A 19,621-nucleotide genomic window follows, 5' to 3' on the forward strand; every position below is an offset into this window, starting at 1 on the left:
TCGCGAGCCCGCTTGCTATAGTGACAGGCATGAGGCTTGCGGCTCGACCTGTAACTTACTGTTGATTGACTGGACCCGCCGCCCCCCAGCGGCATTTCAAGCGCAACGTCCGGCGCCACGATTCGTCTAGAGACATCATGGAAATCGACACGCTATCCGCCGACAATCTGCAACGTGCCGCCCGCCATCAGGCGTCGTGGGCCATGGGCGCATTCAACAAGTTCGCCGAAGACCGCTGCGCCGCCATGGCCGCGGGCATCGCCTTTTACGCCGCGTTTTCGCTGGCGCCCACGCTCGTCATGGTGATCGCCGTAGCCGGCTGGTTCTTCGGTGCAGAAGCCGTGCGCGGCGAACTGTTCGCGCACATCCACGGGCTGCTCGGCGACGAAGCCGCGGCCGGCGTGCAAACCATCGTGCAGAACGCGCGGCATGCGGGCAGCGCGGGCGGCATCGCAGCCATTATTTCGTTCGTCTTACTGGCGGTCGGCGCCTCGGCCACCTTCTCGTCGCTCAACACCGCGCTCAATATTGTCTGGCCGCTCACCGGACCGCGCTCGTCGAGCGTGATCGCGCTGGTTCGCGTTCGGCTAGTTTCGTTTGGGCTCGTGCTCGGCGTGGCGTTTCTGCTGATCGTGTCGCTGGTGCTCGATACGGCCATCACCTTTGTCGGCAAGTGGCTGTGGGGCGAATCGCCGTATGTGGTGATCGGCAACCTGCTGCAACTGGTGGTGGCGCTACTGGTACTGGCATTCGCCTTCGCCGCGCTGCTGAAGTTCCTGCCCGATGCCGTGGTGCGCTGGCGCGACGCCATGGTGGGCGGGGTAGTCGCGGCGGTGCTGTTCTCGGCGGGCAAGAAACTCTTCGCCATCTATCTGGCTCATGCGGGCATGGCGAACTCGTTCGGCGCGGCTGGGTCGCTCGCGGTCCTGTTGATGTGGCTGTACTTCTCCGCGGCGGTGCTGCTGCTGGGCGCGGAGTTCTCGGCGGCCCGCGGACGGCTGCACGATCCGCGCGGCGCATGGGGACAACTCGAAGACGCGCCGCCGGGCAGCCGCGCGAAGATGGCGTCCGTGTTCGCCGCGTCGACGATGCAGGGACATACGCCTTATAGCAGCTCGCCGGCGGCGAAAGAACTCGCCGATACAGTGGCCACTTCAGCGGCAGCCGCAACTTCGACCTCGGCGGTCCTGGGCACACCGGCAACGGCAGCAGGCAACGCTGCGATCGAGGCCACGACTTCAGCAGGCAAGCTGGCTGCACAGCCTGAAGCCACAGTCCGCAACCAGGCAGCCGCTTTGACGACTCCATCCACCGGCATCCGCAAGGCGGCCGACCTGGGCCGCAAGGTCATGCGTGCCGAGGATCACGCCACGCGCGCCGCCGCCTCGACGCTGCTGCGGGCCGGCCGTAACGCCGCAGCCGCCGACCGCTACGTCAAGCGTCACCCCTGGGGCTCGATGCTGCTGGCGGCCGGCGCGGCCATGCTGGTGACGGCCGTAGCCGGCCGCCGGCGCGGCGACGACACCGCCGCCATCCCTCCCGGCAACGACGTCCGTTGACCTCCCGGTCGCAAAGCACGCCGGAGCAAGCACGCACACTCGGTCACAACTGTCCAGCGCGCAGATCAATGCGGGCCGCATGTCAACTCCATCCAGGCTCCATAAAGCCACTTTTTGCGTCGACAAAAATTTACACCAATCCTCCAAACGGGCGGCCGAGCAACAAATATCGACACTTCAACTATCAGCAAAACAACAATAATGCGAATTTTGACATTTGGTGTTGCTATATCGGCAATAATCCCCGGTTGTCTTGATCTATAAGCCTTTTCGCCCAGTGTCACGTTTACGAGACACTCAATTTTTTTCAGTATTACCCTTCAGACACCCTGCGCTATTCTCCTTTCCGCAACAACGAAACCAATTATCGCGTGGAGAAATGGATGAAAAAATTCGCACTGTCTGGCCTCTCGCTGGCACTGCTGGGTGCAGCAACTGTCGCTCACGCCCAAAGCAGCGTCACGCTGTACGGCGTCATCGATGACTCGATTCAATTCGCGCACAACGCCAATACGAGCAATCAGAACTTCTACGGTCTCGTCGCCGGCAATCTGCAAGGCAATCGCTGGGGCTTGAAGGGTACGGAAGATCTGGGCGGTGGCCTGAAGGCTGTGTTCCAGTTGGAAAACGGTTTCAGCCCGAACAATGGTTCTCTGGGACAAGGCGGCAAGATGTTCGGCCGTCAGGCATTCGTTGGCCTCTCGAGCGACCAGTTCGGTACGGTCACGCTCGGCCGCCAGTATGACCCGCTCGTCGACCTGGTCCAGGCAGTCACGGCAGACAACTACTGGGGTTCCACGTTCAGCACGCCGGGCGACGTCGACAACAACGACAACAGCTCGCGGACGAATAACTCCATCAAGTTCACCTCGAATACCTACGCTGGCTTCCAGTTCGAAGCCATGTACGCATTCGGCGGCGTCGCAGGTTCGACCGGCTCAGGTCAAACGTGGGCGGGCGCGGCAACGTATGCAAACGGCCCGTTCAGCATTGCAGCCGGCTACATCCGCATGGACAACGGCGATACGCTGGCCTCGCGTACCAACGCCAATGGCGCAGGAATCTGGAGCACTGGCGCGACTTCGGACGCGACGTTCGACGGCGCGGTCAATACTCCGTTCGTGACGGCCAAGTCGATCGGCATCGCATCGGTTGGCGCGCAGTACGTGGTTGGCCCGATCACCGCCGGCATCCGTTACAGCAACGCGCAGTACAAGCCGGACGCGTTCTCGGCGTTCGACTCGACGGAACGTTACAACATCGGCGCGGGCTTCGTGAACTGGCAGGTTACGCCGGCAGCCTTGCTGGGTCTGGGCTACACGTTCACGCACGGCTCGGGTTTCGGCGAATCGGCGACGTATAACCAGGTCTCGCTGGGCGGCGACTACAACCTGTCGAAGCGTACCGACGTGTACCTGGTCGGCGCTTACCAACGGGCATCGGGCACGGGCGTGACGGCATCGGTGGCCGACTACGGCTACGTGTCGAACTCGAACGTGCAGGAAATCGTCAGCCTGGGTATCCGTCACAAGTTCTAATCGACTGGACGGACAGCTCAAGCACGACGCTGTCGAAAACCAGCCACAGGCGCGCAGCCGGTGGCTGGTTTTTTTATGGCTGACGGTTTTATGGCTGATGGGATTGCGGGCGACTAACTACGGCTGCCTGCCGCTGCCCACCGCTGTCTACCGCTGCGCCTTGTTCTTCTCGGCCTGCGCCAGCGTCTGCGCGGGCTTCGAGGTCACCGCCTCGTCGCCGGCCACCGGCGCACGATGCAGCACCAGCGCGCGCTCGCGGCGCTGCACCGGCACATTCGCCGATTCCTGCCAGTCGGGATCGGGGATCTCGCCGAACACCTGACGCAGGCGCTCGCCCCACGTGCGGTGAATCATTTCGAAGTACGCATTGTCGTGATCGACCGAGACGAACCGCGTCACCCGCAGCGCGTCCTTTTCGTAGACCAGCAGATCGAGCGGCAGCCCCACCGACAGATTCGAGCGCAAGGTCGAGTCCATCGAGATCAGCGCGCACTTGGCGGCTTCGTCGAGCGGTGTGGTGGGGGTCAGCACGCGGTCGATGATCGGCTTGCCGTATTTCGACTCGCCAATCTGGAAATATGGGTTCACCGCCGACGATTCGATGAAATTCCCCGCCGCGTAAATCATGAACAGATGCGGCCGGCCGCCCTTCGGCTTGCCGGGCGCGGCGATCTGGCCGCCCAGAATGAAGCTGCAATTGAAGTCGACGCCGAAATCCTGCAGCGCCTTGGCTTCGCGCTGATGCACGTCGCGCACCGCCTGCCCCACCACCCGCGCCGCGTCCGCCATGGTGGGCGCGCTCCACAGCGTGGGCCGCTCGGGGTCGGTCGGCTCGCACAGTTCCTGCAGCACGGCCTGAGTCAGCGACAGATTGCCGGCGCCGAGCAGCACCAGCACGCGCTCGCCGGGCAGCTCGAACACCGTCATCTTGCGCGCCGTGCTGATGTGATCGACGCCTGCATTGGTGCGGGTATCGGACAGAAACACGAGTCCGTCGTCGACGCACATCGCCACACAATAAGTCATAAAAAGTATCCGGAAAGCCAGCAAACGCCGCTATTGTAATGCGGCGCCGCCGCGTCCTTTGTGTGTCGGCGCATCTTATTGCGGCGCCTGCGTGCTCACCATCACTGAAACGTTCAACCGTTCTTCGACACCGCCGATGCGCCGGCCCCGCACCGGCGCGGCCGCCTCGTAATCGCGCGCCGCGGCGAGCCGGCAGTAGATTTCGCTGGCAAAGGCCGCGTGCGTCACGTCGACGGAAATCCAGCCCGAACCGTCCAGCCAGACATCCACCCACGCGTGACTTGCGCCGTGCGCCGCCTCGCCCTTTTCCTGCGGCACGATATAACCGCTCACAAAACGCGCCGGCAGGCCGCGTGAGCGGCAACACGCCAGCATCAAGTGCGCATGGTCCTGGCTGATCCCATGGCCGAGCGCAAGCGCCTCGGCAGCCGTGCTGGTCTGTTCCGGGCGCGCGCCGCCTGGCTGCTGCTTTACGCGCTGCGCAATCGCCTCGGCCAACTGGATAAGCCCTTGCGGCGTGCCGGGCGACGCCACCGCTTGCGCCAGTTCGCGCACCGCCGCGTCCGCTTCCGTGAGACGCGTGGCGCAGGTGTAATGCTCGAGCGGCACCGGCCCCACCGCGTCGCGCAGTTGGCCGTCGACGAGCGCAATCGTGTCGATCTCCCCCGTTACGTGCAGACGGATCTCGCTGTGCGGCTTGTTCAGCACCAGCGTGTGCAGCACGTTGCCATAGGCGTCGAAGGTCGAATCGAGTTTGCCGGGCGCGTCGATGCTCCAGCGCCGCACCGTCTGCGAGGCGCCGCTCGACGGCGTCAGACGCAATTGCTGGATCGAATAATGAACCGTCGTTTCATAGCGATAGGCGGTGTCGTGGCGGATCGTCAGGTACATAAAGAAAGCTCCGTCAAGCCACTGGCAACATCAGATAGGTCCGCGCCACCAGGTTGCCGAGTTCGAACACCCGGGCGAGGAACTGGGTCAGATAGGCGTGCAGACCCGCTTCGAAAATCTGCCGGATGTCTGAATAAACCAGCTCGGCGCGCAGCTTGCCGGCAAACCGCTCGCATTGATTGGAGCCGGAAGTGCGCAGCATCGCCAGATTGACGCACACGCCTTCCAGCGAAGCGAGCAGCGAGCGCGGCATCTGCTGGTTCAGAATCATCAGTTCGACCACCCGCGCCGGCGTGACCACGTCGCGATACACCTTGCGATAAATCTCCAGCGCCGACACCGAACTAAGAATCGAGGTCCAGTAATAGAAGTCTTCGAGCTGGCGCGCCGCATCGCGCGAGTTCGGCTCGACGTCCGCAAAGCGCACGTCGAGAATCCGCGCGGTGTTGTCCGCGCGTTCCAGATACGTGCCGAGCTGCGTGAAAAAGAACGCGTCGTCCTGTAGCGCGGTGCCGATCGTCACGCCACGCGAGAGATGCGAGCGGAACTTGACCCATTCGAACAGTTCATCCGGATTCGCGGTGAGCTGGCCGGCCACGGCGCGTTCCTGGAACTCCAGCCAGGTGTCGTTGATCGTCTCCCACCACTCGGTGGTCAGCGTGCCGCGCACGGCGCGGGCGTTTTCACGCGCCGCCTGCAGGCAAGAGTAAATGCTCGAAGGATTGGTCGAGTCCGCCACCATGAAGTCGAGCACGTGTTCGCGCGTCGGCTCGTCGTAGCGTTGTGCAAAGGCCGCTTCCAGTTCGGAGATGCGCAGCACCGAGCGCTGCGCGCGAGCCTCCTGCGCAGGCGTCTGCGGCAACAGCAGCGCCTTCAGGTTGATGTCTAGCATGCGCGCGGTGTTCTCGGCGCGCTCCATGTAACGGGCCATCCAGAAGAGATGGTCGGCGGTGCGGCTTAACATGACGGCTTTCCATTTTTGATGATGCGCCGGCGGGACCTCGCGCCGGTTTTCCTTGTCGCGGTTGCCGCCTGCTGGCGGCACGAGATCCGCAACCCACTCAGTCGACCATCCACGTATCCTTGGTGCCGCCGCCCTGCGAGGAATTGACCACCAGCGAGCCCTCCTGCAGCGCGACCCGCGTCAATCCGCCCGCACACATCGCCACGCTCTTGCCGGACAGCACGAACGGGCGCAGATCGATATGGCGCGGCGCGATGCCCGCTTCGACGAACGTCGGACACGCCGACAACGCCAGCGTCGGCTGCGCGATGTAACCGGCCGGACGCACGATCAGCCGCGCGCGGAAGTCTTCGATTTCAGCAGCGGTCGAAGCCGGCCCGACCAGCATCCCATAGCCGCCCGCGCCATGGACTTCCTTCACCACCAGTTCGGGCAGATGCGCGAGCGTATAGGCAAGGTCGTCGGGCTTGCGGCATTGAAAAGTCGGCACGTTATTGAGGATCGGCTTCTCGCCGAGATAAAACTCGATCATCTCCGGCACATACGGGTAGATCGATTTGTCGTCGGCGATACCGGTGCCCATTGCATTGGCAAGCGCCACGCGCCCTGCCCGATACGAAGTCAGCAGGCCCGGCACGCCAAGCGCCGAGTCGGTGCGAAACGCGAGCGGATCGAGAAAGTCGTCGTCCACCCGGCGGTAGATCACGTCGACGCGCTTCGGCCCCTGGGTCGTGCGCATGAAGACGTAGTTGTCGTCGACGAACAGATCCTTGCCTTCCACCAGCTCCACACCCATCTGCTGGGCGAGAAAGGTGTGCTCGAAATACGCCGAGTTATACATGCCGGGCGTAAGCACCACCACCACCGGATCGTCAACGCCTTCGGGCGCCACCGAACGCAAGGTATCGAGCAGCAGGTCGGGGTAATGCGCCACCGGCGCGATGCGGTTCTGCACGAACAGATCGGGAAACAGCCGCATCATCATCTTGCGGTTCTCCAGCATGTACGACACGCCGGAGGGTACCCGCAGGTTATCTTCGAGCACGTAGAACGCGCCGTCTTCGCCGGCCCGCACCACGTCGACGCCGGCGATATGCGCATACACGCCAAGCGGCACGTTGACGCCCTGCATCTCGGGCCGATACTGCGCATTGGTGTAAACCTGCTCGGCCGGGACGATGCCGGCGCGCACGATGTTGCGATCGTGATAGACGTCGTGGATAAACAGATTGAGCGCCTGGACGCGCTGCCGCAGACCCGCTTCGAGCGTCTGCCATTCGCTGCGCGGAATGATGCGTGGGATCAGATCGAACGGGATGAGCCGCTCGGTGCCGGACAGGTCGCCGTTCACCGCGAAGGTGATGCCCACGCGGCGAAACAGCAGATCCGCTTCGGCGCGCTTGCGCGCGATTGCCTCGTTACCCTGCTTTGCCAACCAGCGTTCGAAGCGTGCGTAATGAGGTCGCACGACTTCGTCTTCATGACGCATCTCGTCATAGCATCGCATGTCACGCCCCGCTCTTTGTGTCGGATAGAAGGCGAATGCGCTGCGCATTCGGTGTTCGACAAGCATTAAAGCAAGCGCTATGCCATTGGCTTTCCGCACGCAAACCGAACAGGATGCACACGAACAGCGCATGCGACCGGCACGGCTTCTGCACCATCGTATCGCGCCCGCCCCCAATGCGCTACTCCGGTGCAGCGAATCTGCGGCGGCCATAAAAAATCCCCGCGGATTCACAGCCGCGGGGATTTCGTACTGCAGGACATCCAGCGTTTGAAAACCGGCTCTGGCGCCCTCCGCCGTTTGGAAACGAACCGGGCGCCGCGCGCGATTACGCCGCTGCTGCGTCCTTCAGTTTCTTCAGCGGACGTGCCTTGATGCGCACGCTAGCCGGCTTGGCCGGGAACCAACGCTCTTCGCCCGTGAACGGGTCTTTGCCGAAGCGCTTCTTCTTCGCCGGGACAGCGGTCACGACGATCTTCAGAAGACCCGACAGCGTGAATTCGCCAGCACCCTTTTTGTGGACTGCGCCGAGGATCGTGTCTTCGAGCGCGGCCAGCACAGCCTTGGCAGCCTTCGGTTCAACAGCAGCACGTTCTGCGACGTGTGCAGCCAGCGAGGCCTTCGTGAAGGTGTCCTTGATCGGCGACAGTGCGCCGGACGCCTTCACGGCGACCTTCTTAGCTGCGACGGCTTTCTTCGCAGGAACTTTCTTCGCAGCAACCTTCTTGGTCGGTACCGTAGCAGCCTTCTTGGCCACCTTTTTTGCGGAAGTCGGCATGTTTCTCCTACCTGTTGTTGGTCAGTGAATGCAAGAAGCGCTCGCGGTATGCGCACGCTTCAAGGCCGGATTCTACAAGCGCTGTGGCGTTTTGCGCGACTCTTTTGTGTATAAGCGTTACGGTTTGTTGCGCGGCGCTGACTACGCAACACTTTTTAACCCGTATTTCAGGGGGTAAACGCGATTCGACGAGCACTTCCACCTGGGTGTCCTGAGTCCCGTCGTTCATTCCGGGGTCGCGCCGGACGATCGGAAAGTACCTGTTTTTAGCTGCTTTAACGACAAAACAGCGGTTGGCTGAGTCAGCCTGACGGTGCTTTATGACGCGCCCGACAGGTCCGAACTCATCGGGCAAGGCGCGGCATCAGCCTCGCCAGCGTAGAGAGTGCGGCATCGATCTGCTCGACAGCAATCCCGCCGTAGCCGAAAATCAGACCGGGTCGCGCCCGCACCCGGCGATGAAATCCGGCGAGTCCATAAAGCCCGATCGATGCCTCGCGGGCTGCCGCGATCAGCGCGTCCTCCTTGATGGGCGCCTTGAGATGTGCAGCCAGATGGATGCCGGCAGTCGGCACCACCGCCTCGAACCACGGCGCGAGCGCGCCTTGCAGATGCTCGAGCAGGCATACGCGGCGCGCGGCGTAGACCTTGTGCATGCGCCGCAGATGCTTGGCGAAATCGCCGTTCAGCATAAAGGCCGCAAGCGCGGTTTGCGTCAGCGTGCAGCCGTGCACGTCCGCCATCTGGCGCGCCGTGCACAGCGGTCCAAGCAGGGGCGCGGGCGGCACCGCGTAGCCGATGCGCAACTCCGGGAAGATGGTTTTCGAAAACGTGCCGATGTAGGTGACCAGCCCGGCACGGTCGAGACTTTTGAGCGGCTCCATGGGCCGTCCTTCGAAACGATACTCGCTGTCATAGTCGTCTTCGATAATGATCGCGCCGCGCTTTTGCGCCCATTCCAGCAACTCGACGCGCCGCTCGAGACTCATCGGCATGCCGAGCGGAAACTGATGCGAAGGCGTGACATAGACGAGCCGCGCATTGTCCGGAAGCCTGTCGACGACCAGCCCTTGCGCGTCCACCGGCACCGGCACGACCTTCGCGCCGGTCGCCGCGAAGCAGGCGAGCGCGGGCGGATAGCCGGGATCTTCGAGCGCCGCCACGTCGCCCGGACGCAGCGTGATACGTGCGACCAGGTCGAGCGCGTGCTGCGCGCCCTGCGTCACGATCACCTCGTCCCAGTTACACGCGACCGCGCGGTTAAAGCCGAGATAACGCGCAATCGCCAATCGCAACTCCTGCTCTCCCACGGGCTCACGATAAAAGCCAGGACTGCGCGACTGCGCCCGTAGCGCGTGATTGACGCAGCGGCGCCAGACATCGAAAGGAAACAGCGACTTGTCCGTCATGCCGCCGATAAACTCGTGCTTCAACGCGAGCCTTCGCGGCGGTAACGACAAGCCCTGCGGCGTGCGCTCCCACAGCGGCTGCGCACGCACGGCCAGTTGCGCTTTCGTCTGGGTTTTAGGCTGTGCGTCCGCTTGCGCCGGCAACCGCTGCAGACCTTCCGCGACGAACGTCCCCGATCCCGCGCGCGTGTTCAGATAACCCTCGGCAAGCAGCCGCTCGAACGCGTCGAGTGTCGTCTTGCGCGAGACACCGAGTTGCGCGGCGAGATCGCGCGTGGACGGCAAACGCGTACCACCGGTCAGACGACCTTCGACGATTCCCGCGCGCAACTGCCGGTAAATCTGCGCCGCCAGCTCGTGACGTCCTTCGATCGTGATATGGATGTCCATTTAAGTGGTTACCTGAAATATCCAATAAATGGCTATTTTACGCGACCACTCCACGGACTAAGCTGCGCTCAGTGGGTCCCGCATCGGGGACACTTTCAATCAGGAGCACACCATGCAATCCCGTCTCGACTTCTACAAAGCGACCCCCGCCGGCATCCGCGCCATGATGGCGCTGGAGCAGGCAATCGGCCAGTCCGGCCTCGAAAAATCGCTGATGGAACTGGTGCGGTTGCGCGCCTCGCAGATCAACGGCTGCGCGTTCTGCGTCGACATGCATGTCGCCGACGCGCGCAAAGGCGGCGAAACGGAGCGGCGTCTCGCCACCGTCACGGTCTGGCGCGAAACGCCCTTCTTCACCGACCGCGAACGGGCCGCGCTCGAATGGACCGAAGCGCTCACGCTGGTCGCGCAGACGCACGTGCCCGATGCCGTCTGGGAAACCGTGAAACCGCATTTCAGCGACGAGGAAATCGCCAACCTGACGATGCTGATTGTTGCAATCAACGGCTGGAACCGGCTGGCTGTTTCGTTTCGCAAGTTGCCGGAGTGAATTTGCCTGGTAAGACTGCCAGGTAAAACCGCGAAGTCATGCCGCCGCGAAAATCGCCTCGATGCGCAAACCAGACGGCAATAAAAAAAGCGCGCCGTTCAAGGCGCGCCCTCTGGCTCGAATCACCGCAACGCTTTGATTACTCTGCGGCCGCCGGCGAAAGACCGTTCGACACCCGCGCGGCGTCGCGCGCTTCGTTGGCGCTGCGATGATGCTCGCGCGACAGGCGATTCATCAGCGGCAGCAGCAGCACAGCGACCAGCGCGCCGAGCGCCGCCAGCCAGCCAAGGCCCATGAACAGCTTCGTGTAGAGCGGCAGCGACTGCAGCGGATCGAGGTCACCCGACGGCATCTGCGCGAAATTCGCCACCACGCTGCCGAGATAACCGGACACGCCGCTGGCGACAAAATACGCGCCCATCAGGAAGCCGCTCATGCGGGCCGGCACATAACGCGCGATCATCGCGAGACCAAGGCCGCTCACCAGCAGTTCGCCGAGCGAATACAGTCCGTAGCCGCCCACCATGAACCACGACGACACCCGGCCGTCGACAGCATAACGTCCGCTCACCGCGTACACGAAGAAGCCGGCTGCGACCACCACAAAGCCGATCGCATACTTCACCGCCACCGAGACGTCGTTGCCGCTCTTCGAGAGGTGCGTGTACAGCACCGCGAGAATCGGGCTCAACAGCATGATCCAGATCGGATTGAGCGCCTGGAACTGCGCCGCGCTCCACGTGAAGAGCGACACGCCGAACACCGAGAAATGCGGATCGACGTTGCGCACCGCGAACAGCGTAAGCGAGGTCGACATCTGTTGATAAAAGATGAAGAACAGGATGGCCTGCAACGTCAGAACCAGCGCGGCGATCAAACCGGCGCGTTCCGAACGCTCGCATTTGGCGAGCATGTAGCCGAAGATCCCGAGAATCGCGACGCCCGCCGCATACACGCAGGCCACCGCAATGGCCTTGTGCTGCAGCACGAACATCGTCGCGAGGCACAGGGCGGCGCCGCCCAGCACCACGGCGCCCACCCGTCCCCAGCGCACCGGTGCGGCATCCGGCGCGGAGCCCACGTGCGCCAGCGTGCGGAACATGATGAAGTAATTCACCACGGCCAGCAGCATGCCCGCGCAACACACGGCGAACGCCGCGTGCCAGCCCCAGTGGTCCTTGATCCACGGCGTGGCGAGCATCGACACCGTCGAGCCGATGTTGACCGCCATGTAGTAGATGGTGAACGCGCTGTCGATGCGCGCGTCGTCGCCTTCGTAAATGCGGCGCACCAGATTCGCGGCATTCGCCTTGAAGAGGCCGTTGCCCACCACGATCACGCCAAGCGAGACGTACATATAGTTGAGCCCGTCGTTCGGCATGGACAGCATCAGATAGCCCAGACACAGCACCAGCGCGCCGAACACCATGGTGCGGCGCGCGCCGAGGATCTTGTCGCCGATCCAGCCGCCCACGGACGGCGCGGCATAGACGAGCGCCGTAAATGCGCCCCATGTGAGCGTGGCGTGACTATCGGTGAAGCCGAGCTTGTCGATCATGAACAGGACCAACAGCGCGGCCATCCCGTAGTAGCCGAAACGCTCCCACATCTCGATCAGGAAGACCGTCGAAAACGATCGAGTCTGGGATACGGTTGAATTCATCATGTGCCTCGTGTTCTTGCGATTGCGGCGGCGCGCGAAACAAAGACTGCGCCGCTGGAAACTGGGTCTGGAAATAACAGGCTATGGCGCGCGCAACAGCCGGCACGCACGCGCTTATCTGCTGAACAAAGCGGAGCAACCAGGGAGTGGGAAAGGCAGGCTGACCGACATAAATCGCGCCATATCGGCGCGCGCCATCAGGCGGAACGGCTCCAATGATAAAGCATAGCGTGCGCGAAGCAGCCCGAGGGCGGCAGACAGCGGCCCGTGCGAACGGGCGGTGAAGCAGGCGTGGCGGTGGGCATCAGCGGTGGCATTCATTTCAATTTGACGGCGCAGTTGGGATAAACCGCACCGCTCGTCGTTCCGCGCACAGGATCGCTACGCACGGGATTGGCAACAGCATGCAAGCCGAAAGCATGGATCGGCTCGCAAGCGCACGCGATTGTGCGCAGCGCGAGCCGCGCCGTCACTCAGGGAATTCACTGATGTGTCCCGCGCCAACCCAGGGCAATTGCAAATTTTGCCGTGGCGCGTCACGCGATATCATCCATGAACTCGAAATGCATGAATTTATTTAAGCATCGGATGTGTTAATCGTTCGTATTATCTGGCCGCGCGATATTAACGCCCACTCTGTTTCGCCGGCGCAAACGGTTCTTGAGCAAGCTGCAAGCCGGTTTGAGCCTCTGGCAGATGAGCCGGTTTGTTTTCGAAAAAAATGCCCGACAGGCATACTCACGCTATTCCGATAGCCATCCAGGCTATCAAATTTTGTTTACTTAAATCAAACATATTTTGACGGGCTGATTCATTTCTCGCTATGGTTACAAAAACTGAAAACAAAAATCCGGCCCTCGAGCTGGGTAGCAAGATACGCGCGCTGCGGCAGCGGCTGAAGCGCACGCTCGATGACACAGCCACAGCGGCACGCATTTCAAAACCCTTTCTGTCGCAGGTGGAACGCGGCCTGGCCACCCCATCTCTGACGTCGCTGGCGGGGATTGCCAGCGCCCTCGGCGTGACCGTGCAGTATTTCGTCGACACCCCCAGCGAAGAGCGTTCGGTGAGCCGGGGCGACCAGCTGCGGTTTTTTGGTTTCGCGGATTCCGCCAACCTGTTCGCCCGTCTGACCAATCTGACGGGCGGCCGGCAACTGGAAGCGATTCTCGTCAAGATGCCGCCGGGACAAAAACGCTCCGAAGTGAACACGCATGCCGGCGAAGAGTTTTTGTACGTGATCAGCGGCAAGGTTTCGCTGACGCTGGAAGGCAAGACGTTTGCGTTGCAAGCAGGCGACAGCGCGCATTACGAATCGACCGTGCCGCATAGCTGGGCCAATACGGCGCGTGGCGAGTCGCTGGTGGTATGGGTGGGGACGCCGCGGCTGTTCTGATCGCGGCGCTTCTCGCATGATTGAAAACGCTGCGAGCGGAGCGGATTTTCCCGGCCGGTGACGGCCCCGCGCCAATTATCAGGATTGCTATCGAACAGGCGGAGAAAACGGCGCGGCTTTGATCTGCTTGACCGGTTTCACTTCACGATGGATAGCGTAAGCGCGAGCCAGACCGCGCTTACGCCGCCAAGAAACAGACGCCTTGCGACGCGAACGCCGTCGTCGTCGCTTTCCTGCCTGACCGGACGGGTCGCCACGAACGGCACCAGCCCGAGGCAGGCGAATCCGCCTAAAGCGAACATCACCACCAGCACGTCGGTGAATTTCCACGGCGCGGGTTCGTGGACACCCCAGTAGCCGAGATAGGCAATTCCGAACGAAAACGCCGTCGCCGAAGCCGAACTTAGCGCCACGACCGACCCTGCTGGACTCGGCATGATGTCCTCCTGTCGCCCGCTTTTCGCATGCCCGCCCGCACACCCCTTGCATGCTCGCCGCCGCAAGCACGCGGCCAAACCCTAGGCGGCGGTACGCGCCTCGCGTGCTTCATACGTTTTCAGATTGCTGTAGGCGATGCGCAGCAACGACAACCCCGCATCGCGCTGCTGCGCGGAACCGCCGCGCTGGATCAGGTCGCCGAGGACATGGTCGGCCTCGGTCGGGGCGTGATTCTCGACGTCGCGCAGCATCGAAGCCGTCAGCGGCGAAGGCGTGAAGAGCGTCTGGTTGGCGCGGGCGTCGAAATGCGGCCCCATCGTAAAGCCGTTGTGCTGGGCGATCGCCCGGCATTCGCCAAGCAGCCCTTCGATTGCGCGGCGGCCATCCGGCGCGCTCAGAATATCGGCGACGGCGCCGCGGAACAGACACGTGCTGGCGGCCAGCGTCGCGAGGAACACCCACTTTTCCCACATGCTCAGCAGCACGTGATCGCTCTGCAGTACGTCGAAACCGGCGCCCGCCATTTCCTCGCCAATCGCACGCACGCGCGCCGACAAGCCGCCTTCGAGCTCGCCGAACGACATCGAATGCATTTCGTTCAGGTGGACGATTTCGCGCTCGCGGTTGAGCGTCGCAGCAATCGCGCATTGACCGCCCAGCACGCGCGCCGCGCCGAACTTCTGCGTGAGGACGTCGATATGACGCATGCCGTTGAGCAGCGGCAGGATCAGCGTGGCCGGCCCGACCATCGACTCGAACGACGCGATGGCATCGTCGAGATGGTAGGCCTTGCAACTCAGCATCACCAGATCGAAGGGCTCGACGCTGTCGCCGGCCTGCACGGTCTTGGGGTCGCGCAGCGTGAAGTCGCCGCGCGGGCTTTTGATCACCAGACCGGCACGGCGCAGTTCTTCGGCGCGGCCCGCGCGCACCAGAAACGTTACGTCACGGCCGGCATGCGCAAGACGACCGCCGAAATAACCGCCCACTGCACCTGCACCTACAACCAGAATTCGCATCACATTGTCTCTCGGGAGGATTTGTTGTTCCGCTCACGGGCTCAGTGCGGCCACGCCCTCCGGATAAGAAGGACGCGGGCCGCGAACCGGGCATCTGCGTCAATGTAGCAAAAAATTCCGCTTTGCATTGACATGACGCGTAAGCGTCGAGCCGGACTCAGAGTATTTCCAGCGCCAGCGCGATCCCCTGGCCGCCGCCGATGCACAGCGTGACGATGCCGCGCCTGAGTCCGTCACGCCGCATCGAGTGCAGCAGGCGCGTCGTCAGCACGGCGCCGGTGGCGCCGATCGGATGGCCGTGAGCGATCGCGCCGCCTTCGACATTGACGATCTCCTCGTCCAGCCCGAGCTTGCGCAGCACGGCAATCGGCACGGCGGCAAAAGCCTCGTTGATCTCGACGCGCTCGACGTCCTTGAGCCGCCAGCCCGCGCGGCCGAGCGCCATCTGCACGGCGGGCACCGGTCCAAGCCCGAACAGGCCAGGCTCGACCGCCGCGACGCCATAGGCGACGAGCCGCGCGAACGGTTCGATGCCGTGGCTCTCGGCGAAGCCGCGCTCCGCCACCACCATGGCGGCGGCGCCGCTATTGAGGCCCGGCGCGTTGCCGGCGGTGATCGTGCCGTCGGGACGAAACGCCGGCCGCAGCCGCGCCAATGTTTCGACGGTGGTATCGGCGCGCGCTTGCTCGTCGCGCAAGAATAGCTGCGGCCCTTTGCGTCCGGCGATTTCGACGCTCACCCGTTCCGCATCGAAGCGGCCGTCGTCCTGCGCCGCCGCGAAACGCTGCTGCGAACGCGCGGCCCAGCGGTCCTGAGCCTCGCGCGTGATGTCCATCTGCGTGACGAGGTCTTCGGTGTGCCAGCCGGAATGTTCGCCGGAAAATGCGTCGACGAGGCCGTCGCGCAACATGCTGTCATGCACTTGCGCGTTGCCCATGCGATAGCCCCAGCGGCCGCCATCGAGCAGATACGGCGCGCGGTCCATGTTCTCCATGCCGCCCGCCACGGCGGCGTCACCGAAACCCAGCCAGATTTCCTGCGCCGCCGAGGCAATCGCCTGCGCGCCCGAACCGCAGACGCGGTTCACCGTCAGCGCCGGCACTTCGACCGGCACGCCGCCGCCAATGGCCGCCTGGCGCGCCGGATTCATCCTGTTGCCCGCCTGGATCACGTTGCCCAGCACCACCGCGTTCAGCTGCGCCGCCGCGAGGCCGCTGCGGCTCAGCGTCTCGCGCACGACGAGCGCGCCGAGTTCGGTGGCCGGCACGTCTTTCAGCGTGCCGTTGTAGGCGCCAATCGGCGTCCTCACGGGATTGCAGATCACTACTTCTCGCCTGTTCATCATCGTCCCTCACATTCCATCAGTCGCGTCCGCCTGCATCGCATCGGCCCGAGGCGGGCTGGTCCGTCATCTCCGGGACGCGGGCGGGCCGGCGTCGCGTTCCGGGTCCGTTCAGTGTCGATTGGCTCGCGCCATCAGTTCGCGGCCAGCGCGGGTTGCGTATCCCAGCCGCCGCCGAGCGAGCGGTACAGCGCCACCGCCGCCAGCGCGTGGGCGCGCTTCGCCTGGTTCAGGGCTTCGGAATCGCGCAGATACGCCTGCTGCGCATCGAGCACGTCGAGGAAACTCGACGCGCCGTCCTTGTACAACTCGGTGGATAGATGCAACGCGTGACCCGACGCATCGAGCGCGCCGCCCAGACGATCTACCTGCACGGCGTCGCTGACCAGATCGCTGCGGGTGTCCTCGACCTCCTTTAACGCCTGTAGCATGGTCTGCTGCAAGCCGAGTTGCGATTCGCGCATCCTGCTTTCGTTCTCGTCGATGTTCGCCGTGATGCGGCCCGCGTTGAAGATCGGGCTCGTCGCGTTCAGGGCTGCGCTGAACAGGTTGTCGGTCAAGGTGGGCAAGCCAAGATACGACGACGCCAACAAACCATCCGCCAGATTCAGCTTGAACTGCGGATAGCGCTGCGCCTTCGCGGCGCCCACCTCCGCCGCGCGCTGTTCGACGCTGGCGTAAGCAGTGCGCACGTCGGGCCGGCGCAACAGCGCTTCGGACGGCAGGATCTGCGGCACGCTTTGCGCCGGCGCCGGAATCTCGCGCGCCTGCGTGAGCAGCAGACTGTTGACGCTCTCCGGCGTGCGGCCCGAATACACGGCGATCAGGCTGAGCTGATGCTGGATGGTCGACTGCACGTGCGGAATCTGCGCCTGCAGATCCTGTAACTGGTTCTGCGCGCGGGCCACGTCGAGTTGCGTCGACAGGCCGTAATGCAGCCGCTCCTGCGTGAGCTTGAGCGCGCGGCGGCGGATATCCTCGTTGTCGTTGAGAATCTGCAGCTCCGATTGCGCCCAGCGCAGGTCGATATAAGCGCCCGCCGTATTGGCCGCAAGCGCGAGCCGCAATTCGTCCAGCGATGCTTCGCGGCCCGCGAGCTGGGCTTGCGCCGCCAACACGGCGAGGCGCTCGCCGCCGAACACGTCCGGCGTCCAGCTTGCCGCCACGCCAAAGCCCGCCTGGCGCACGTAACCGAGCGGCGGCGGCGCGTTTTCGCGTTGGTCGGCGGCTGTTGCCGTGGCATCGAGTTCGGGCAGCAGATACGAGCGCTGCTGCGTCGTGATGGCCTGCGCCTGCTTGACACGCTCGACGGCGGCCTGCACATCCAGATTGCCGTTCAGCACGGATTCGACCAGTTGATGCAGCACCGGGTCGCCAAAGTGCTCCCACCAGGCGTCGGCATCCACGCTATCTTGCGGCGCGTCGACGCTCCACGCCGTGGGCGCCACGCTTTGCGCCACGTGCGGCAGGTCCGCATGCGTCTCCGGCTGCACCGCACATGCCGCCAGCGCCAGCAGCATCGCCGCGGCCACCGTTTTTTCTGCGATCGATTTCATATCGCTATCCTGAAGATTGTCTAATGGGCGTCGGGAGGCGGCGAGCTCAAGCCGAACGGGCGCGAAAACGCCACGCTCACGAGCCCCACCACGAAGCACAACGCCACCGCGAGAAAGGCGTCGGAGAAGGTCAGCACCAGCGCTTCGCGCATCAGCAGCGTATGCAGCAGGTCGAGGCCCGCATGGCCCGCGTTGAGCGCATTGCCGCCTACCGCGGCGAGCCGGCTGGCCTGCTGCTGCAACAGACCTTCGACCACCGGCCGGCCGACGCTGAGGTGTTCATCAAGCCGTTCGTAGTGCAGATTGAGACGGTCGTTGAGCATGGTGCTGCTCACCGCGATGCCGATGGCGCCGCCCAGATTCCGCATCAGATTGAACAGGCCGCTCGCCGAGCGCAACCGGGATGGCGGCAGCGAGCCGAGCGCCATGGTGACGATGGGCGGCACGCAAAACTGCTGGCCGATGCCGCGCAAGGCCTGCGGCAGCAGCAACTCCTGCCAGCCCCACTGGCTGGTCAACGGCACGTATAGATAGCAGCCGAGGCCAAAGCACGCGAGGCCGAAGATCATCAACCAGCGCATGTCGATAAACCGCGCCAGCGTCGAATACGCCGCCAGCGCCAGCAACTGAAAACACCCCACCGACAACAACGCCAGACCGATCTGCAGCGAGTCGAAACCGCGCACGCGCGAGAGGAACACCGGCGTCAGGAACACGGAGCAGAACAGCCCCACGCCGGTGATGAACGACAGCAAACTGCCGATGCCGAAGTTGCGCACCGCCAGCGCGCGCAAATCCACGATCGGCTGTTTAGCCGTGAACGCATGCACGATGAACAGGAAACCGCAAATCGCCGAAACCCACGTGCACAGCAGGATGGCATCGTCGCCGAACCAGTTCTTGCGCGGCCCTTCTTCGAGCACGTATTCGAGGCAGCCGAGGAACGCCGACATCAAGAGGATTCCCAGGTAATCGCCCTTTTTCGCCAGCGACAGATCCACCTCGTCGATATGCACGAACTTCGGCACCATCACCGTGACGAGCACGCCCGGCACGAGGTTCAGATAGAACAGCCAATGCCACGACCATTGCGCGGTGATCCAGCCGCCGATCACCGGGCCAATGGTCGGCGCGAGCGAAGCCAGCGCGCCGATGGTGGTCGAGGCGATCAGCCGCTGCTTGCCGGGGAACAGCACGAAGGCGGTGGTGAACACCGTGGGAATCATCGCCGCGCCCAGCGCGCCTTGCAGGCCGCGAAACAGGATCATCGAATTGATGTCCCACGCGAGGCCGCACAGCATGCTGGTGATCGTGAAGCCGAGTGCGGAGAACGCGAACAGCCAGCGCGTCGAGAATACGCGCGTGAGCCAGCCGGACATCGGGATCACCATGATTTCCGCGATCAGGTACGAGGTCTGCACCCACGACAGCTCGTCCTGGCTGGCAGATAGCCCACCGCCGATATCCCGCAATGATGACGCGACGATCTGGATATCCAGCGTCGCCATGAAAAAGCCGAGGCACATCAGCGCAAACGCGAAGGCCTTGGTACGGGCCGGCTGGTCGGCCGGATTGAGCGGAGGGTGGGTCATGGT

The 19,621-nt window shown here is 63.4% G+C and carries 16 protein-coding genes; 4 read left to right on the top strand and 12 right to left on the bottom strand.

Annotated elements, in window-relative coordinates:
- Positions 1 to 137: 137 nt before the first annotated feature.
- Both FQ755_RS08425 and FQ755_RS08430 read left to right on the top strand, forming a co-directional pair.
- Positions 138 to 1,559: a YihY/virulence factor BrkB family protein gene (locus FQ755_RS08425; protein WP_144153041.1), complete on the top strand. Its 1,422-nt coding sequence runs from the start codon at positions 138 to 140 to the stop codon at positions 1,557 to 1,559.
- Between the two features lie 383 nt (positions 1,560 to 1,942).
- A complete protein-coding gene (locus FQ755_RS08430; protein WP_144153043.1) occupies positions 1,943 to 3,097 on the top strand; it encodes a porin in 1,155 nt (384 codons plus the stop codon).
- A 147-nt stretch (positions 3,098 to 3,244) separates the two neighbouring features.
- Here the strand turns inward: FQ755_RS08430 and FQ755_RS08435 are convergent, their stop codons facing one another.
- The 6 genes from FQ755_RS08435 to FQ755_RS08460 form a co-directional block, all read right to left on the bottom strand.
- A complete protein-coding gene (locus tag FQ755_RS08435) occupies positions 3,245 to 4,123 on the bottom strand; it encodes a proteasome-type protease (protein WP_144153045.1) in 879 nt (292 codons plus the stop codon).
- A 75-nt stretch (positions 4,124 to 4,198) separates the two neighbouring features.
- Positions 4,199 to 5,014 (bottom strand): transglutaminase domain-containing protein, encoded by an 816-nt coding sequence (locus FQ755_RS08440; RefSeq protein WP_144153047.1) that lies wholly within the window; start codon positions 5,012 to 5,014, stop codon positions 4,199 to 4,201.
- Positions 5,015 to 5,027: 13 nt separating this feature from the next.
- On the bottom strand, positions 5,028 to 5,978 hold the full coding sequence (locus FQ755_RS08445; protein WP_144153049.1) for an alpha-E domain-containing protein: 951 nt from the start codon (positions 5,976 to 5,978) through the stop codon (positions 5,028 to 5,030).
- A gap of 97 nt (positions 5,979 to 6,075) precedes the next feature.
- Positions 6,076 to 7,485 carry a circularly permuted type 2 ATP-grasp protein gene (locus tag FQ755_RS08450; protein WP_144153051.1) on the bottom strand — a complete coding sequence of 470 codons (1,410 nt, stop codon included), beginning with the start codon at positions 7,483 to 7,485 and terminating at the stop codon, positions 6,076 to 6,078.
- Between the two features lie 328 nt (positions 7,486 to 7,813).
- Positions 7,814 to 8,263 carry an HU family DNA-binding protein gene (locus tag FQ755_RS08455; protein ID WP_144153053.1) on the bottom strand — a complete coding sequence of 150 codons (450 nt, stop codon included), beginning with the start codon at positions 8,261 to 8,263 and terminating at the stop codon, positions 7,814 to 7,816.
- A gap of 344 nt (positions 8,264 to 8,607) precedes the next feature.
- Positions 8,608 to 10,062: a PLP-dependent aminotransferase family protein gene (locus tag FQ755_RS08460; protein WP_144153055.1), complete on the bottom strand. Its 1,455-nt coding sequence runs from the start codon at positions 10,060 to 10,062 to the stop codon at positions 8,608 to 8,610.
- Between the two features lie 112 nt (positions 10,063 to 10,174).
- Here FQ755_RS08460 and FQ755_RS08465 point away from each other — a divergent pair, with 112 nt between their 5' ends.
- Entirely contained in the window at positions 10,175 to 10,612 is a 438-nt protein-coding gene (locus FQ755_RS08465) for a carboxymuconolactone decarboxylase family protein (RefSeq protein ID WP_144153057.1), read from the top strand.
- 139 nt (positions 10,613 to 10,751) lie between these two features.
- On the opposite strand, the gene FQ755_RS08470 is transcribed toward FQ755_RS08465, so the two are convergent.
- Entirely contained in the window at positions 10,752 to 12,278 is a 1,527-nt protein-coding gene (locus tag FQ755_RS08470) for a peptide MFS transporter (protein ID WP_186308457.1), read from the bottom strand.
- Positions 12,279 to 13,098: 820 nt separating this feature from the next.
- Here FQ755_RS08470 and FQ755_RS08475 point away from each other — a divergent pair.
- Complete coding sequence (locus FQ755_RS08475; RefSeq protein ID WP_144153060.1) at positions 13,099 to 13,671, top strand: helix-turn-helix domain-containing protein; 573 nt, start codon at positions 13,099 to 13,101, stop codon at positions 13,669 to 13,671.
- 137 nt (positions 13,672 to 13,808) lie between these two features.
- On the opposite strand, the gene FQ755_RS08480 is transcribed toward FQ755_RS08475, so the two are convergent.
- From FQ755_RS08480 to FQ755_RS08500, 5 genes are all read right to left on the bottom strand, one after another.
- Positions 13,809 to 14,108, bottom strand: a complete 300-nt coding sequence (locus tag FQ755_RS08480) for a hypothetical protein (RefSeq protein ID WP_144153062.1) — start codon at positions 14,106 to 14,108, stop codon at positions 13,809 to 13,811.
- An 81-nt stretch (positions 14,109 to 14,189) separates the two neighbouring features.
- Entirely contained in the window at positions 14,190 to 15,128 is a 939-nt protein-coding gene (gene panE, locus FQ755_RS08485) for a 2-dehydropantoate 2-reductase (RefSeq protein WP_144153220.1), read from the bottom strand.
- Between the two features lie 157 nt (positions 15,129 to 15,285).
- Positions 15,286 to 16,470 (bottom strand): thiolase family protein, encoded by a 1,185-nt coding sequence (locus FQ755_RS08490; protein WP_144153222.1) that lies wholly within the window; start codon positions 16,468 to 16,470, stop codon positions 15,286 to 15,288.
- 134 nt (positions 16,471 to 16,604) lie between these two features.
- Positions 16,605 to 18,026: an efflux transporter outer membrane subunit gene (locus FQ755_RS08495; protein ID WP_144153064.1), complete on the bottom strand. Its 1,422-nt coding sequence runs from the start codon at positions 18,024 to 18,026 to the stop codon at positions 16,605 to 16,607.
- 20 nt (positions 18,027 to 18,046) lie between these two features.
- The gene (locus tag FQ755_RS08500; RefSeq protein WP_144153066.1) at positions 18,047 to 19,618 is read right to left on the bottom strand and encodes a DHA2 family efflux MFS transporter permease subunit; all 1,572 of its coding nucleotides are present in this window, start codon (positions 19,616 to 19,618) and stop codon (positions 18,047 to 18,049) included.
- Positions 19,619 to 19,621: the final 3 nt, after the last annotated feature.

This window comes from Paraburkholderia sp. BCC1885, assembly GCF_900996235.1.
Classification (GTDB): domain Bacteria; phylum Pseudomonadota; class Gammaproteobacteria; order Burkholderiales; family Burkholderiaceae; genus Paraburkholderia.

Excerpts from the sequence above, each read along its gene's own strand:
- FQ755_RS08465 (WP_144153057.1), top strand. The coding sequence starts at position 10,175 with ATGCAATCCCGTCTCGACTTCTACAAAGCGACCCCCGCCGGCATCCGC.
- FQ755_RS08490 (WP_144153222.1), bottom strand. The coding sequence starts at position 16,470 with ATGAACAGGCGAGAAGTAGTGATCTGCAATCCCGTGAGGACGCCGATT.
- FQ755_RS08460 (WP_144153055.1), bottom strand. The coding sequence starts at position 10,062 with ATGGACATCCATATCACGATCGAAGGACGTCACGAGCTGGCGGCGCAG.
- FQ755_RS08440 (WP_144153047.1), bottom strand. The coding sequence starts at position 5,014 with ATGTACCTGACGATCCGCCACGACACCGCCTATCGCTATGAAACGACG.
- FQ755_RS08450 (WP_144153051.1), bottom strand. The coding sequence starts at position 7,485 with ATGCGATGCTATGACGAGATGCGTCATGAAGACGAAGTCGTGCGACCT.
- FQ755_RS08500 (WP_144153066.1), bottom strand. The coding sequence starts at position 19,618 with ATGACCCACCCTCCGCTCAATCCGGCCGACCAGCCGGCCCGTACCAAG.
- FQ755_RS08470 (WP_186308457.1), bottom strand. The coding sequence starts at position 12,278 with ATGATGAATTCAACCGTATCCCAGACTCGATCGTTTTCGACGGTCTTC.
- FQ755_RS08475 (WP_144153060.1), top strand. The coding sequence starts at position 13,099 with ATGGTTACAAAAACTGAAAACAAAAATCCGGCCCTCGAGCTGGGTAGC.
- FQ755_RS08480 (WP_144153062.1), bottom strand. The coding sequence starts at position 14,108 with ATGCCGAGTCCAGCAGGGTCGGTCGTGGCGCTAAGTTCGGCTTCGGCG.
- FQ755_RS08435 (WP_144153045.1), bottom strand. The coding sequence starts at position 4,123 with ATGACTTATTGTGTGGCGATGTGCGTCGACGACGGACTCGTGTTTCTG.
- FQ755_RS08455 (WP_144153053.1), bottom strand. The coding sequence starts at position 8,263 with ATGCCGACTTCCGCAAAAAAGGTGGCCAAGAAGGCTGCTACGGTACCG.
- panE (WP_144153220.1), bottom strand. The coding sequence starts at position 15,128 with ATGCGAATTCTGGTTGTAGGTGCAGGTGCAGTGGGCGGTTATTTCGGC.
- FQ755_RS08495 (WP_144153064.1), bottom strand. The coding sequence starts at position 18,026 with ATGAAATCGATCGCAGAAAAAACGGTGGCCGCGGCGATGCTGCTGGCG.
- FQ755_RS08430 (WP_144153043.1), top strand. The coding sequence starts at position 1,943 with ATGAAAAAATTCGCACTGTCTGGCCTCTCGCTGGCACTGCTGGGTGCA.
- FQ755_RS08445 (WP_144153049.1), bottom strand. The coding sequence starts at position 5,978 with ATGTTAAGCCGCACCGCCGACCATCTCTTCTGGATGGCCCGTTACATG.
- FQ755_RS08425 (WP_144153041.1), top strand. The coding sequence starts at position 138 with ATGGAAATCGACACGCTATCCGCCGACAATCTGCAACGTGCCGCCCGC.